The 14,647-nt window shown below is 63.8% G+C and carries 19 protein-coding genes and 1 pseudogene; all 20 read left to right on the forward strand.

Going from position 1 to position 14,647, the window contains the following annotated elements:
- Nucleotides 1-19: 19 nt before the first annotated feature.
- Nucleotides 20-565, forward strand: a complete 546-nt coding sequence (locus CAG34_RS14850) for a terminase small subunit (RefSeq protein WP_256573556.1) — start codon at nucleotides 20-22, stop codon at nucleotides 563-565.
- Nucleotides 528-2,570, forward strand: a complete 2,043-nt coding sequence (locus CAG34_RS14855) for a phage terminase large subunit family protein (protein WP_085590862.1) — start codon at nucleotides 528-530, stop codon at nucleotides 2,568-2,570. Before CAG34_RS14850 ends, CAG34_RS14855 begins: the two co-directional genes overlap by 38 nt.
- Nucleotides 2,558-2,788 (forward strand): primosomal replication protein PriB/PriC domain protein, encoded by a 231-nt coding sequence (locus CAG34_RS14860; protein ID WP_085591071.1) that lies wholly within the window; start codon nucleotides 2,558-2,560, stop codon nucleotides 2,786-2,788. The genes CAG34_RS14855 and CAG34_RS14860 overlap by 13 nt, the downstream gene beginning before the upstream one ends.
- Complete coding sequence (locus CAG34_RS14865; RefSeq protein WP_085590864.1) at nucleotides 2,785-4,335, forward strand: phage portal protein; 1,551 nt, start codon at nucleotides 2,785-2,787, stop codon at nucleotides 4,333-4,335. Before CAG34_RS14860 ends, CAG34_RS14865 begins: the two co-directional genes overlap by 4 nt.
- The gene (locus CAG34_RS14870; RefSeq protein WP_178080889.1) at nucleotides 4,265-6,349 is read left to right on the forward strand and encodes a ClpP-like prohead protease/major capsid protein fusion protein; all 2,085 of its coding nucleotides are present in this window, start codon (nucleotides 4,265-4,267) and stop codon (nucleotides 6,347-6,349) included. Before CAG34_RS14865 ends, CAG34_RS14870 begins: the two co-directional genes overlap by 71 nt.
- Nucleotides 6,350-6,415: 66 nt before the next feature.
- A complete protein-coding gene (locus tag CAG34_RS14875) occupies nucleotides 6,416-6,730 on the forward strand; it encodes a DUF2190 family protein (protein WP_085590868.1) in 315 nt (104 codons plus the stop codon).
- A gap of 35 nt (nucleotides 6,731-6,765) precedes the next feature.
- A complete protein-coding gene (locus CAG34_RS14880; RefSeq protein WP_256573557.1) occupies nucleotides 6,766-7,116 on the forward strand; it encodes a hypothetical protein in 351 nt (116 codons plus the stop codon).
- Nucleotides 7,091-7,654 carry a hypothetical protein gene (locus CAG34_RS14885; protein WP_085590872.1) on the forward strand — a complete coding sequence of 188 codons (564 nt, stop codon included), beginning with the start codon at nucleotides 7,091-7,093 and terminating at the stop codon, nucleotides 7,652-7,654. The genes CAG34_RS14880 and CAG34_RS14885 overlap by 26 nt, the downstream gene beginning before the upstream one ends.
- Nucleotides 7,651-8,211, forward strand: a complete 561-nt coding sequence (locus CAG34_RS14890; RefSeq protein WP_085590874.1) for a phage baseplate assembly protein V — start codon at nucleotides 7,651-7,653, stop codon at nucleotides 8,209-8,211. The genes CAG34_RS14885 and CAG34_RS14890 overlap by 4 nt, the downstream gene beginning before the upstream one ends.
- Nucleotides 8,212-8,218: 7 nt before the next feature.
- The gene (locus CAG34_RS14895) at nucleotides 8,219-8,419 is read left to right on the forward strand and encodes a hypothetical protein (protein ID WP_085590876.1); all 201 of its coding nucleotides are present in this window, start codon (nucleotides 8,219-8,221) and stop codon (nucleotides 8,417-8,419) included.
- A complete protein-coding gene (locus CAG34_RS28890; RefSeq protein ID WP_158091099.1) occupies nucleotides 8,380-8,520 on the forward strand; it encodes a hypothetical protein in 141 nt (46 codons plus the stop codon). The genes CAG34_RS14895 and CAG34_RS28890 overlap by 40 nt, the downstream gene beginning before the upstream one ends.
- 59 nt (nucleotides 8,521-8,579) lie before the next feature.
- Nucleotides 8,580-8,789 (forward strand): hypothetical protein, encoded by a 210-nt coding sequence (locus tag CAG34_RS14900; protein WP_143516490.1) that lies wholly within the window; start codon nucleotides 8,580-8,582, stop codon nucleotides 8,787-8,789.
- A 4-nt stretch (nucleotides 8,790-8,793) separates the two neighbouring features.
- On the forward strand, nucleotides 8,794-9,120 hold the full coding sequence (locus CAG34_RS14905) for a GPW/gp25 family protein (protein WP_085590880.1): 327 nt from the start codon (nucleotides 8,794-8,796) through the stop codon (nucleotides 9,118-9,120).
- Nucleotides 9,117-9,998, forward strand: coding sequence for a baseplate J/gp47 family protein (locus tag CAG34_RS14910; RefSeq protein WP_085590883.1), 882 nt, complete (start codon nucleotides 9,117-9,119; stop codon nucleotides 9,996-9,998). Before CAG34_RS14905 ends, CAG34_RS14910 begins: the two co-directional genes overlap by 4 nt.
- On the forward strand, nucleotides 9,998-10,606 hold the full coding sequence (locus CAG34_RS14915) for a phage tail protein I (RefSeq protein WP_085590885.1): 609 nt from the start codon (nucleotides 9,998-10,000) through the stop codon (nucleotides 10,604-10,606). Before CAG34_RS14910 ends, CAG34_RS14915 begins: the two co-directional genes overlap by 1 nt.
- Nucleotides 10,599-11,084, forward strand: a pseudogene (locus CAG34_RS29480) (phage tail protein); the annotation flags it as partial. The gene CAG34_RS14915 and the pseudogene CAG34_RS29480, both read left to right, overlap by 8 nt.
- A gap of 954 nt (nucleotides 11,085-12,038) precedes the next feature.
- A complete protein-coding gene (locus CAG34_RS14925; RefSeq protein WP_256573558.1) occupies nucleotides 12,039-12,443 on the forward strand; it encodes a phage tail assembly chaperone in 405 nt (134 codons plus the stop codon).
- An 82-nt stretch (nucleotides 12,444-12,525) separates the two neighbouring features.
- Nucleotides 12,526-13,704 (forward strand): phage tail sheath family protein, encoded by a 1,179-nt coding sequence (locus CAG34_RS14930; RefSeq protein ID WP_085590891.1) that lies wholly within the window; start codon nucleotides 12,526-12,528, stop codon nucleotides 13,702-13,704.
- Nucleotides 13,705-13,716: 12 nt separating this feature from the next.
- Nucleotides 13,717-14,226, forward strand: a complete 510-nt coding sequence (locus CAG34_RS14935) for a phage major tail tube protein (protein WP_085590893.1) — start codon at nucleotides 13,717-13,719, stop codon at nucleotides 14,224-14,226.
- 32 nt (nucleotides 14,227-14,258) lie between these two features.
- The gene (locus CAG34_RS14940; RefSeq protein ID WP_085590895.1) at nucleotides 14,259-14,558 is read left to right on the forward strand and encodes a phage tail assembly protein; all 300 of its coding nucleotides are present in this window, start codon (nucleotides 14,259-14,261) and stop codon (nucleotides 14,556-14,558) included.
- Nucleotides 14,559-14,647 lie beyond the last annotated feature (89 nt).

A 14,647-nucleotide genomic window follows, 5' to 3' on the forward strand; every position in this document is an offset into this window, starting at 1 on the left:
GTTGGTTGTTGTTTAGTCCATGACAAATCCAACGATTACCCGACAGCCGTTCTGGCTGAACAAAAAACGCATGGCCGAAAGCCTCGGGATTTCGGTTCAAGCCTTTGACAAATGGGGCGTCGAGCCGGTCGCCAAGATCGGCCGCGAGTCGTTTTACGACGTTCGTTCGGTGGTGGATAACCGCCTGCAGCACCAAAGCGGGAAACAACAACTCGGCGCCGACGATATCGACCCCTTGGCCGAGGCGAAGCTGCTGCAGGAGCGTTTGCGCCTGACCAGGGAGCAGGCCGACGCCCAGGCGATGCGAAACGAGGTCAAGCGCCGCAACCTGGTGCCGGCCGAATTCATGACGTTTGCCATCAGCCGCCTAGTCAACTTGATCGGGTCGACCCTCGACACCGTGCATACCAAGGTCAAGCGCAAGCACCCCGACATCGAGCCTCGTCATCTGGAAGCGGTACAGCGCGAGGTGGCCGTTACGCGTAACGAAGCGGCAAGCCTCGATCAGCGATTACCGGAGATTCTTGATGAGTTCCTTTCAGCCATGGATGACGAATCTGGCTAACGCGGTTCGCGTAGGCCTGTCGGCGTTGTTCAAAGAGCCGCCGATGACCGTTGTCGAATGGGCGGACAAACATTTTTATCTGTCGTCGGAGTCCTCCTATCAGGAAGGGCGCTGGACGACGGCGCCGTTTCAGGTGGCCATTCTCAACGCGATGGGCAATGACCTGATCCGCGAAGTCAATTTCGTGAAGTCGGCGCGCCTTGGCTACACCAAGATGCTGATGGCATTCATCGGCTACCTGGTGCAGCACAAAAAGCGCAACGTGCTGATGTACTGCCCGACCGAGGGTGACGCCGAGGGCGTCATGAAGCGGCACATTGAGGGCATGATCCGTGATGTGCCGGTGGTGCTCGACCTGGCGCCCTGGTACGGCATGAAGCACCGCGACAACACCCTGGAGGCCAAGTGTTTTGCCAACCGCAAAATGCTGTGGTGTTTGGGTGGCAAGGCGGCCCGCAACTACCGGGAGAAAAGCCCGGACACCGTCATTTACGACGAGCTGTCGAAGTTTGACGAGGATATCGAAGGCGAGGGCGCCCCGACCTTCCTGGGTGACAAGCGCCTGGAAGGGGCCACCTTCAAGAAGTCGATACGTGGTTCAACGCCGACCGAGGCCGAGAAATGCCAGATTACCCGCGCTGCCATCGAGTCGCCCCACGACCTGCGGCTCAACATCAAGGCGCCTTGCTGCGGCACCGAGCTGGTACTGCAGTGGGGTGGCAAGGATGAACCATCGGGCATCAAGTGGCGGCTCAACGACCGCCACGAAGTCGAGGCCGCATGGTATCTGTGCCCGCACTGCCAGGGTGGCACTTTCGAGTATCACGAAATGGTCACGGCGGCCGCCGAGTCGGGCCGCTGGGTGTGCGAGCGTTCGGGTATCTGGACCCGCGACAGCATGGAGTGGTTTGACGCCTCGGGGGAGCCGACCGTAACGCCGCGCTCGGTAACGTTCAGCGTGTGGACGGGCTATTCAACCTTCACCACTTGGGTGGATATCGCCACCGACTTTGTGAAGGTCGGCAAGGACCGGGGCAAGCTGAAAACCTTCGTCAACACCACGCTGGGCGAGGTGTGGGAGGAAAACCTCGCCGAGAAAGTCGACTGGGAGCTGCTGCGTGCCCGCCGCGAGGTTTACGCGGCCCAGGTGCCGGCGCGCGCCCTGGTGCTGACAGGGGGTATCGACACCCAAGACGACCGTTACGAGCTTCGGGTGTGGGCGTTCGGCAAGGATGAGGAGAAGTGGCTGGTTTACCGTCGAGTGCTGACGGGCGACCCGGCCAGCGTCGAGCTGTTGCGACAAGTCGGGCTGGAGCTACACCGCCAGTTTACCCGCGCCGACGGCATCAAGATGGGCGTTCTACGGTGGTGCTGGGACTCCGGCGGCCACCACTCGGAGACGGTCCGGGCGCAAAGCCGCGCCCATGGCCTGCACTGGGTGATCCCGATTTTCGGGGCCAGCACCTACGGCAAGCCCATCGCCAACTTCCCGCGCAAGAAGGACAAGAAGTCGAAGACCTACCTGACCGAGGTTGGTACCGACAACGCCAAAGAGGTCATTTACAACCGCCTCAAGCTGCAGCCGGACGGCAATCGTCCGGTACCGGGCCTGATCCACTTCCCGGCCGACGATTCGATCTGCGACGACGATGAGCTTAAGCAGCTGACCAGCGAGACCAAGAAATGGGTGCTGGTGAAAGGGCGGCGCGTGTTGCGCTGGGATGCCAGCAAGAAACGAAACGAGGCGCTCGATTGCCTGGTGTACGCCCTGGCGGCGCTGCGCATCAGTCAGGAGCGTTTCGGTCTCGACCTCGACCTGCTGGCGAGCCAGAACCCGGAAACCGGGGTTTGGGAGGTGCCAGCAGAACCACCACCAACGGCCGAGCCGGACGAACCACCAGCGCCGGCACTGCCGCCGTCGCCGGCGCCGGTGGCGCCGCAATCAGACCACCAGCCTGCCGCCGGCGGCTGGGTTGAAACAGGAGCAAGCGGATGGCTGACGTAAATGCCGTAGAAACCTTGACCCCCCAACAGATGGTCGCGCTGTACATGCTGGCCGAGGCCGACCTGGTGGCAGGCGGAAAGGATGTGACCCTGAATGGTCGCCGTTTCGTGTATGCCGAGCTGAACCAGATTCGTGACGGCCGACTGTACTGGGAGCGCCGAGCAGCGGCCCAGGCACGCGGGGGGCGTCCGGGCTTCGCCCTGGCGACGTTCGAATGATTGGGGAGCTGATCGACAAGGCCATTGCGCCGTTTTTTCCCAAGACGGCGCTGACCAGGATGCACGCGCGAAGCGTGATCATGGCGTTTGAAGCCGCCAAGCCCACCCGGACCCACAAGGCCAAGAAGCAGGCCGGCAGCGCTGATCGCTCGCTAAATCACACGCTCAAGTCGATGCGTGAGCAGTGCCGCAAGCTGGACGAAGACCACGACATTGTCACCGGCCTGTTTGATCGCCTGGAGGAGCGTGTGGTGGGCGGTTCCGGCATTGCGGTTGAGCCGATCCCGCTGCACCTGGATGGCACGGTGCACCGTGAGTTCGCCGCCGCCATCAATGCGCTGTGGGGGGAGTGGTCGCTTAAGCCCGAGGCTTCGGGCGAGCTGACCCGGCCGCAGATGGAGCGCCTGGTGTGCCGCAGCTGGCTGCGCGATGGCGAGGCGCTGGCCCAGGAGCTGATGGGCAAAGTGCCGAATTACCAGCATCTGCATGGTGTGCCCTATGCCCTGGAGTTGCTGGAGGCGGATTATCTGCCCATTGAGTACACCGACGATTCCAAGGGCATTGTCCAGGGCATCGAGCGCAACGGGTGGCGCCGCGTTCTGGCTTACCACCTGTACAAGGCGCACCCCGCCGGCCTTCGCGGCGGCTTGGCGCAAAACACCAAGCGCGTGCCGGCCGAGCAGGTGATTCATGTTGCCTACCGCAAGCGCATTGGTCAGAGCCGTGGCCAGCCGCTGCTCCACGCGGTCCTGATCCGCCTAGCGGATATCAAGGACTACGAGGAAAGCGAGCGGGTGGCGGCGCGGATCAGTGCGGCGCTGGCCATGTACATCAAGAAAGGCACCCCAGACGACTATGTGCCGGCCGGTCCCGGCGAGACGCGGACCGAGCGGACTTTCCCCATTGCGCCTGGCGTAGTGGTCGACACCCTGTTGCCGGGTGAAGACGTTGGGATGATCGAAAGTAACCGGCCTAACCCGTTCCTTGAGGGGTTCCGCAACGGACAGCTCAAAGCGGTGGCGGCCGGTACGCGTGGCACCTATTCCAGCGTGGCGCGCAGCTACGACGGCACCTATTCGGCTCAACGCCAGGAACTGGTGGAGGGCCAGCTGGGTTACGACCTGCTGCAGCATGAGTTCATCGACTACTGGTGCCGCCGTGTGTACCGCAACTGGCTACGCATGGCGATTCTGAGCGGCCAGCTCAGGGTGCCGGCAGATGTGGACCCTCGGACCATCTACGGCGCGTTCTATCAGGGGCCTGTGATGCCGTGGATCAACCCGGTGCATGAGGCTGATGCCTGGGAAACGCTGATCAAGATCGGCGGCGCCGACGAGGCGGAAATGGCCCGTTCGCGTGGCCGCAACCCGTCCGAGCTTAAGGCGTCTCGCAAGTCGGAGATTGCCGACAACCGGGCAAACGATCTGGTGTTCAGTTCGGATGCCTACCACGAGTATTACGGGAGAAACCAACCCAATGAGCAAACGAAGAAGGCGGGAAAGGCCGCCCGTACTGGGGCCGCGCGCGGCGGTGGCGACGACAGCTGACCCGGCTGCACAGACCTGGTACACGCTGCGCGCATCGAGCCAGCGCGGCGTGGTCGACCTGATGCTGTACGGCGAAATTGGCGCCTGGGGTATCTCGGCTAACCAGTTCGCCCGCGATCTGAAAGCCCTCGGTGACGTGTCACAGATCAATTTGCATGTGCATTCCCCCGGCGGCGATGTGTTCGAGGGTATGGCCATGTACAACCTCCTGCGCAACCACCCGGCGCGCGTGGAGGGCACCGTGGACGGCCTGGCCGCTTCCATGGGCAGCGTGATCCTGATGGCCGCCGACGTTATCCGCATTCCCGAAAACGCCATGATCATGGTGCACAAGCCCTGGGGCATCCAGGGCGGTGACGCGGACGAAATGCGCCGTTACGCCGACTTGCTCGATAAGGTCGAGGATTCCCTGGTGGCGGCATACACCAACAAGACCGGCAAGACCGCCGACGAAATCAAGGCGCTGCTCTCCGCTGAGACCTGGATGACCGGCGTTGAGGCTGTCGAGCTGGGTTTTGCCGATGAATTGGTGGGGGCCCTGGAAGCCTTCGCCGCACTCAACTCTCAACGCATGCAGGAGTACACCAACATGCCCACCGCTGCACAACCGATGTTCGTCCCGCGCGGTCAGACCCAGCCACCGGCGCCGGTGAACCAGCCGACCCCGCCGGTCAACCAGCCGACCCAGCCGCCGGCGAACGAAACCCCCGAACAAATTCAGGCGCGCGTGCTGGCCGCTGACGCTACTCGCCGCACCGCGATCACCGCCGCGTTCGCCATGTTCGCCAGTGTCGAGGGCTCTGTAGCGCTGCGCGACGAGTGCCTGAACGACACCAGCTGCACCGTGGAGTCGGCCAACGCCAAGCTGCTGGCCCACATGGGCAAGTCGACCACTCCGACCGGCAGCCAAGTGCCTGGCCAGCATGGCCACATTACCAACGGCAACCTGGTCGGTGACTCGGTGCGGGCCGCCCTGGCGGGGCGTATCGGCCATGCGGCCAACGAGGTCGACAACGCCTACAACCACATGAGCCTGCGCGAGCTGGCCCGTGCTTCGCTGAATGACCGTGGCATTCTGACCGCCTCGCTCAACCCGATGCAGATGGTTGGCCTGGCCTTCACCCACGACACCAGCGACTTTGGCAATATCCTGATCGACACCGCCGCCGTGTCGGTGCTGGCCGGCTGGGACGAGGCGCCCGAGACGTTCGATCAGTGGACCCGCCGTGGTCGCCTGAGCGACTTCCGTGTCGCTAAGCGTGTCGGCATGGGGGCCTTCCCGTCCCTGCGTGAGGTTCGCCCAGGTGCCGAGTACCAGTACATCACCACCGGCGACCGTGGCGAGACCATCAGCCTGGCCACCTACGGCGAGCTGTTCTCGATCACCCGTCAGGCCATCATCAACGATGACCTCGACCTGCTGAGCACCATTCCCTACAACATGGGGCTGGCTGCACGCGGCACCATCGGCGACCTGGTCTACGCAGTGCTGACCACCAATGCCAAGATGAGCGACGGCAAGGCGCTGTTTGACGCCACCCGCAAGAACCTGTTTACCGGTGCCAACTCGGCCCTGTCGATCGAGGCGATGATTGCTGCCAAGAACGCCATGGCGCTGCAGAAATCGCAGGTTGAAGGTGGCAAGCCCCGCACCCTGAACATTCGCCCAGCCTTCCTGCTGTGCCCGGTGGCCCTGGAAGACAAGGCCAAGCAGCTGATCCGCTCGGCCTCAGTACCAGGCGCCGACGTAAACGCCGGCGTCGATAACCCGATCCGCAATTTTGCCGAGGTAATCGCTGAGCCGCGCCTGGACGACGATAACGCGAAGTCGTGGTATCTGGCCGCCGCGCAAGGCCGCGACACTATCGAAGTCTCCTACCTGGATGGCGTCGACAAGCCGTACATGGAGCAGCAAGAGGGCTTCACCGTCGACGGCGTGGCCACCAAGGTGCGGATCGACGCCGGCGTTGCCGCGTTGGATTCTCGCGGTCTCAACAAGTCTGTCGGCGCGTAACCGCAGACCCCACTCAAACACCCCGCTTAGGCGGGGTTTGTTGTTTCTGGACAGGAGAAAATGGCCATGGCCAAGAACTATGTCAGCACTGGCAGCAGCATCACCCTGAGGGCACCCACCGGTGGCTCGGTCGCGGGTGTGCCCCAGGTGATCGGCGCCCTAGCAGTGATTCCGCTGCAGAGCGGTACGAAAGATACCCTCATTACCTATCGCACTTGCGATGCCTGGCGCGTGCCGTCGACTGCAGGCCTCAAGGCCGGCGCCAAGGTCAGCGTGTTGGCTGGGGTGTTGGTCGCTGATGGCACCGCCGACTCGCTGCCCTACGGCAAGCTGCTGAGCGACACCGTCGACGGCTTCGCCGATGTGTTGATTGTGCAGTGATGCGCAGGCCGAGCTTTCGCGAGCGCATGGCCGTAATGAGTGCCCGAATCCTTGATCGCGTGGGTGACCGCGCGACCTTGGAGGGCGGTACCGCGATCATGGGCACATTCGACAACCCGTTTCTTGATCCGCAGTTTGGCGGCAAGAGTGGCGGCAAGGGTCGCGGCCTGGCTACCCAGGTCGACGCGGCTGAGCTGGGCGAGCCGCGTTTCTCGGTGCTGGCTGATGTTGCCCAGCGCTTGCCCGAGGGGGAGGCGCTGACCATCGAGCTGCCGCCGGCCGAGGGTGGCGGTCGCTATACGGTGGTGCGCCATGAGCCGACCGGCGACGGCATGGTCGCCCTGGTACTGGAGCAAGAGCATGCACGAACCGCCGATATCTTCTGACGACCCGCCGGTGATCCCCAGCGAGTTGAAAGAGCTGCACGACGTAATGACCGCGACCATGCGGGAGCGCTTGCCGCTGTTCCAGGTGGTCGAGGCCTACCCGAAGCTCAAAGAGGGCATGAAGCTGCCCGCACTGCTGTACGCGGCGACGAACTTTGCCCCAGGCATCAAGCCTGGCGATGGCCGGTTGTGCATCAAGGTGACGTTCGAGGCGGTGGTGCTGCTGGAGTCCAGCCGGGCGCTAGCGCCGCTGCAGGCGGCCATTCTGGCGGCCAAGGTCATGCAGCTGCTTGATGATCAATATTGGGACCTCGACTTTGTCGGGGGCGTCGAGAGCATCCAAGCCATGCCGGCCGAGGCGCTGCCCGAGCTGGTGCGGTGCGTGGGGTGGGCGCTGCAATGGCAGCAGGACGTTTATCTGGGTGATACCACCTGGCCTTGGGCCGACGAGCCGCCGGGCTCGCTGGTGTTCGCCTTCGACCCCGACAGCGGGCCTGGCAGTGAAGATCAGTACCAGTCGCCGGAGGCCATGGCATGAGCTATGTGGCAGGGCAGCACGACCGCATTTTGGCCGGCCTGGTGATTCCTTGCTATGTGGTGGCCGTCGACTTGGTGGCCGCTCGCGTGCGCGTCTCCGACGGTGGCGACTGGACGAGCGCCTGGGTGCGCTGGCATGCCCTGGCCGCCGGCAAGGCTCGCCACTGGCGTGCGCCAAGCTTGAACGAGCAGGGCGTGTTGGTCAGTCCGAGCGGTGAGCCGGCTCAAGGCACATTCGTGGCAGGGCTGTACGGCAACGCCGGCGCGCCGCCGGATAACCGCGACCATGTCGAGGTGTGGCGTTTCGATGATGGCGGCTCGCTGGTCTACGACTGGCAGGCCAAGAGCTACACCATCACGCTCCCCAGTGGCACGGCCACGGTCAAGGTTGGCGGCAGCGAGGTGGTCGTTACGGATAACGCGATTGTCGCCAAGTCCGGTGCGGTCACCATCAACGGACCCGTCACCATCAATGGCACGTTACTAGTAACGGGCGATATCAATGGCGGCGGCCGGATCATCGACACGGCCGGTAACACGGCCAACCACACGCACTGAGGGATTCATGAGCCAACTTGAAACGTTGCCGGCGAAGCCTGACCGCTTCACGGTGGCCAAGCTGATCGAGCAGCAGATTGACCAGGTGTATGACCGCTTTCGCATGCGCCAGGCCTGGGAGCGCGTGGTGGCCAACATCGACCCGGCCGAGATGGCCGGGGGATGTGTATGGCCCTTTCGCACGGCGGTTTCTCGCGCAAACAGGTAGCGCCGCAGGTCACGCTGAACATATCGGGCAACGTCGACCCCGAGGTGCTGGCCAGCACGCTCAAGAGCGCGCTGACCGGTAGCCCGGCCGCAACCCTGTAACCCTACCATCCACCCCTAAAGGCCCGCTTTTGCGGGCTTTCTCATATCTGGAGGGCCCTATGGCTACCAAGAAAACCCCGGATGCCGCGCCCAGCGCGTCGGCGGCCGTGACCTACCGCGACAAAACCTACACCTCGCGCGTGCTGATCCTGGGCAAGCGTGAGCTGAATGTGGCCGGCGGCCAGCTGCAGGTCGAGGAGGGCGATACCGAGGCGCTGGCCTACCTGGATGCGCGCGCAGACTTCGAGCGCCTGACCCCGGCGGGGTAAGGCCATGATCGGGCTGGATCGCCGCACTGGGCAGCCGCTATCCGGCGTTGCCCACCTGAAACAGTCCATTGAGGACATTTTGACCACGCCTGTCGGCAGTCGGCGCATGCGCCCGGAGTACGGCAGCCACCTGCGCCGTTACGTCGACCTGCCGGTTAACGAGGGCTGGAAAAGCGCAGTGCAGGCCGAGGTGGCGCGCGCCCTGGGGCGCTGGGAGCCGCGCTTGAAGCTGGAGCGCGTGCGCGTGGTGGCGGTGGTCGGCGGGCAAATCACGCTGTCGCTGTCGGGTATCTACCTCGGTGACAGCGTTGTATTGGAGGTGAGTGCATGAGCGCAATCGACCTTTCCCAGTTGCCGGTACCGCAGGTGCTGGAAGACCTGGATTATGAGGAGCTGTATCAGGCCGATCTGGCGACCTTCCGTGCGCACATGGGTGACAACTGGAGCGCGGTCTTGGAAAGCGACCCGGTCACCAAGCTGCTGGAGGTCGGGGCCTACCGCAAGCTGCTCAACCGCTCGCGCGTCAACGACGCGGCCAAGGCGCTGATGCTGGCTTATGCCGAAAAAGCGGACCTCGACCAGCTGGCGGCCAACGTCAACCTGTCGCGCCTGGTGGTCCAGGCCGAGGACCTGACGGCGGTGCCGCCGCAGGCTGAGGTGCTGGAGGAGGATGACGCCCTGCGCGAGCGGGTGCAGCTGGTCTACGAGGGGCTGACCACGGCCGGCCCCCGTAACAGCTACATCCTGCACGCGCGTAACGCCTCGGGGCTGGTGGCCGACGCCACGGCCGAAAGCCCGTCACCGGCGGTGGTCGAGGTGACCGTGCTGGCCTTGGAGGGAGACGGCACGGCCTCGGCCGAGCTGCTGGCGACAGTCGATGCTTACCTGAGCGATGACGATGTGCGGCCGGTGGCTGATCGGGTGATCGTGCAGAGTGCCGAGATTCTGCCGTATCAGATCAACGCCAAGCTGTACATGGCCAGCACGGGCCCGGAAAGCGAGGGCGTACTGGCTCAGTGCGAGGCGCGCTTGGCCGCCTGGATCAACCCCCGGCGCCGGCTGGGGGTGGAGGTGCCCCGGTCGGCGGTTGACGCCCAGTTGCATATTGACGGGGTGAGCCGCGTCGAGCTGACGGGGTGGGCAGATATCCGCCCGACCAAGTCGCAAGCGGCCTGGTGTACAGGGTTTACCGTTGAGCGGGGTGGCTGATGAGCAGTCTGCTACCGCTCAACCGAACGCCGCTGGAAGCCGCTATCGAGGCCGCCAATACCGAGGACCTGGCGACCATGCTGCGCTGTCTCTACAACCCCGACACCTGCCCGGCCGGGCTGCTGTATCTGCTGGCTTGGGCGTGGTCGGTTGACCGCTGGGATGACCGGTGGTCGGAGGCAGTCAAGCGCTCGGTGATCCGCTCGTCGTTCTACATCCACGCGCATAAGGGCACCATCGGCGCGCTGCGCCGCGTGGTCGAGCCGTTCGGCTACCTGATCGAGGTTACCGAGTGGTGGCAGACCGTACCCGAGGGCGTGCCGGGCACCTTCGCACTCAAGGTCGGCGTAGCCGATCAGGGCATCAGCGAAGAAACCTATCAGGAACTGTCGTGGCTGATCGATGACGCTCGGCCGGTCAGTCGGCACATGACCGGGCTGGCCATCAGCCTGGAAACCACCGGCGGTCTGTATCTGACCCCGGCCGTCTACGACGGCAACGAGCTGGACGTGTATCCGCTGCAATCGGTTGACCTTGAGGTCTCCGGCGAAATTGGCCGTGGCGGTCGCGACCACACCATTGACTATCTGGACATTAACTATGGTTGACCAGACTTCACAGTTTTACGCGATCCTGACTGATATCGGGGCCGCAAAGCAGGCCAATGCGGATGCCCTGGGTATCCCTTGGACGTTTACACAGATGGCCGTAGGCGACGGCAATCCAACCGGCCTGGATAATCCGCCGCTTCCCCTGCCGACAGCCACGCAGCCGGCGCTGCTCAATGAGTGGCGCCGGGCGCCGCTCAATCAGCTTACGGTTGACCCCAACAACGCGGCAGTGATCATCGCCGAGCAGGTCATTCCCGCCGACGTGGGCGGTAAGTGGATTCGCGAGATTGCGCTTTACGATGCGGACGGCGACATGGTGGCGGTGGCCAACTGCCCGCCGACCTTCAAGCCGCTGCTGAGTCAGGGCTCAGGGCGCACCCAGGTGGTGCGCCTTAACCTTATCGTCAGCAGTTCCAGCAACGTGTTGCTCAAGATTGACCCAAGCGTTGTGCTTGCGACGCGGGCCTACGTCGACAATGCGTTGCTGATTCATGTCCAGGCTGCCAACCCGCATCCGCAGTATCAGCTGCGGGGTGCTGTCACGGCGCTGCAGCAGACGGCAGCCATCACGGCGACGCAGATGGGCCTGGTGTTGCTGGATGTCTCGGCTGGGGCGCGGACGTTCACGCTGCCGGTGGCTAACGCTGAATTCGGCGTCAATGAATGTGTGCTGCGCCGCATTGACGTAACGACCAACGCGCTGACCATTGCGGCGGCGGGCGCCGACAAGATCATGCTGGACACGTCGGCATCACCGAATGGCCTGGCCACCACCGAGCTGCTGTTTTCCGGGGATTACTTGCGGTTGCGCTCCGATGGCGCGGGTAAGTGGTGGTGCGTTGGCCAAGCGCCGTTGCCAGGCGATATTGCGACGGGCCTGTTCGTGTACAAAGCGGCCGGGGCGTTTACCTTCAGCGTGCCGCCGGTGCTTCGCAGTGGGCGCCGGGTCGCCAAGTTCACTGTCGTGGGCGGTGGTGGCGGTGGCGCTTATGGTGCTGGCGGCGGGGCGGGCACGGCGATCAAGCGGCAGTCGCTTGCGGGCGTGCCGTCAGTGTCCGTGACGGTCGGGGCTGGCGGCGTCGGATCAATGAGTGCCCCAGGTAGTGGCGGTGCGTCTTCATTTGGAGCGTATTGCAGCGCTACAGGAGGAAGCTCGGGCAGCATCACCGGTTCGGCGTCTATTGGGCGCGCCGCTGCAGGCGATGGGGTAGGCGGAGATATCAACGTGCTCGGCGGATTGGGCGATGCCCCAAGTGCTGGGGTAGCGTCTGGCGGCGGATCGTCGTCTGGAGTTGGCGGCGCGGGCTCAACTACTACTACGGCTCCGCCATATGCTGGGCAGTACGGCTCGGGCGGGGGGGGGAGTTGGGCAAAGTGGAAACACTGCCCCCGCTAAGGGCGGAGACGGACTCATTGCAATTGAATGGTGATGAATATGTGGGCATTAGTTGTCAATGGCGCTGTGCGTGAAATCGCCCAAATTGACCCGGCGGGACGTTTTCATGAATCGTTGGTTTGGGCGCCATGTCCAGAAGCCGTCCAGGTCGGGTGGTCGTTTGATGGCGAGAAGTTCGCGCCGCCAGCCATGCTGGCCACAGACCGTATCGCCGCTGAGCGCGCCTGGCGGGACGGTGAGATAAGCTCGAGCGAGTGGCTGGTGAACCGTCACCGCGACGAGCTGGACATGCAGCGAGCTACCACGATCACTGCTGAGCAATTCGCTGAGTTGTTGGTCTACCGACAAGCTTTGCGCGACTGGCCCCAGACTGAAGCCTTCCCTGACATGCAGCAGCGGCCAGAGCCGCCCAACTGGATCGACCAGTACACCCAATAACGCCCCGCACTGACGGGGCGTTTTCTTTTCCGCTGTACCACCTGGCCCTGCTCTGCGGGGCCTTTTTACATCTGGAGTAAACATGGCTGATTTCTTTCACGGCGTTACCGTAACGAACGTCGACGCCGGCGCGCGCACCATCGCCTTGCCGTCGTCCTCGATCATTGGTCTGGTTGACACCTTCACCCCTGGCCCTGGTGCTGATGGCACCCCCACCGCCCAAGCGAACGAGCTGGTGCTGATCACCAGCGAGCGCGAGGCCATCGCAGCCTTTGGTGCGGGCTCGGCCATCGCCAAGGCCTGCCAGGCGATCTACACCCGCGCCAAGGCGGTGATCGTCGCCTGTGGCGTGACCAAGGTGGAGGATGCGGCCGCGCAAACCTCCGCGATCATCGGTGGCGTGCTGGCCGGCGGTGCCCGTACCGGCCTGCAGGCGCTGCTCGATGGCAAAAGCCGCTTCAACGCCCAGCCGCGGCTGTTGGTGACCCCCAAGCACAGTGCGACCCAGGCGGTCGGCACCGCGCTGGTGGCCCTGGCCGATAAGCTGCGCGGCCTCGCCATCATCGACGGCCCCGGTACCACCGACGAGGCCGCCCAGGCCTACGCCGCCGAGTTCGGCGCCAGGCGTGCGTTCATGGTCGACCCGGGCGTGAAGTATTGGGACACCACCGCCTCCGCCACGGTGGATGCCCCGGCGTCGGCCTGGGTGGCCGGCCTGTTCGCCTGGACCGATGCTGAATACGGTTTCTGGGCCTCGCCGTCGAACAAGGAATTTGTCGGCATCACCGGCACCACCCGCTCGGTGGAGTTCCTGGACGGCGACGAGACCTGCCGGGCCAACCTGCTGAACAACGCCAATATCACCACCATCATTCGCGACGACGGCTACCGCCTGTGGGGCAACCGCACGTTGTCGAGCGATCCGAAGTGGGCCTTTGTCACCCGCGTTCGGACCATGGATATCGTCATGGACGCGATCCTGTACGGCCACAAGTGGGCGGTCGACCGCTCGATCACCGCGACTTACATCAAGGATGTGACCGAGGGCCTGCAGGCGTTCATGCGCGACCTCAAGAACCAGGGCGCGATCATCAACTTCGAGGTGTACGCGGACACCGAGCTGAACACCGCCAGCCAGCTGGAGCAGGGCAAGGTGTACTGGAACATCCGTTTCACCGACGTGCCGCCAGCGGAAAACCCGAATTTCCGCGTTGAAATCACCAATCAATGGCTGACCGAAGTTCTCGACTCGGCGGCATAAGGAGCGTTTTAGATGTCAATGATTCCCGAAACCCTGGCCAACCTGAACCTGTTCGTGGATGGCATCAGCTTCCAGGGCGATGTGCCCAGCCTGACCCTGCCCAAGCTCACCCTCAAGATGGAGGAGCACCGTCCCGGTGGTATGGATATGCCGGTGGAGATGGATCAGGGCATGGAGAAGATGGAGGCCGGCTTCACCACCACCGGTGTGCGCCGCGAGTCGCTGAAGTTCTTTGGCCTGGCCGATGGTACCGCCTTCAACGGCGTATTCCGGGGCGCCTTCAAGGGCCTCAAGGGCCGGATCAACCCGGTGATCGTCACCCTGCGCGGTAGCCTCAAAGAAGTCGACATGGGTGACTGGAAGGCCGGCGATAAGGCCGAGATCAAGCACAACGCCAGCCTGACCTACTACAAGCTGGAGGTCGACGGCCGCACTGTCTACGAGATCGATGCGCTGGGCATGCGCCGCGTCATTGATGGCGTCGACCAACTGGCCGAGCAGCGCACCGCGCTCGGCCTGTAATTCCCTTTCCCCGAATTTAAGGACGTACCCGCATGACTACCAAGAAAACCCCGGCCTGGCTGGCCATTTCGGCTGATCGCGTTACCGTAACGCTGAGCAAGCCCACCGAACTCAATAGCGTGTTCGTCGACGCCATCAGCCTGCGCTCGCCAACCGTGCGCGACATTCGCGCGGCGCAGCGTGGCGCCGGCGACGATGACGAGCAGCGCGAGCTGAACCTGTTCGCCTCGCTGGCCGAGGTAAGCGCCAAGGACCTGGAGGGCATGGCCCTCAAGGACTACACCCGCCTGCAGACCGCGTATTTTCGCCTGGTGCAAGACGACGACGTTTGATGCGGCCACGCAGAAGCGGCTGGCCAAGCGGCTGGCCGCCGAGCTGAATTTCTCGGCCGCTGAGATATCCGGCATGTCCTTCGCGGACA

It is taken from the genome of Pseudomonas sp. B14(2017) (assembly GCF_002113255.1).
Taxonomy (GTDB): domain Bacteria; phylum Pseudomonadota; class Gammaproteobacteria; order Pseudomonadales; family Pseudomonadaceae; genus Aquipseudomonas; species Aquipseudomonas putida_Z.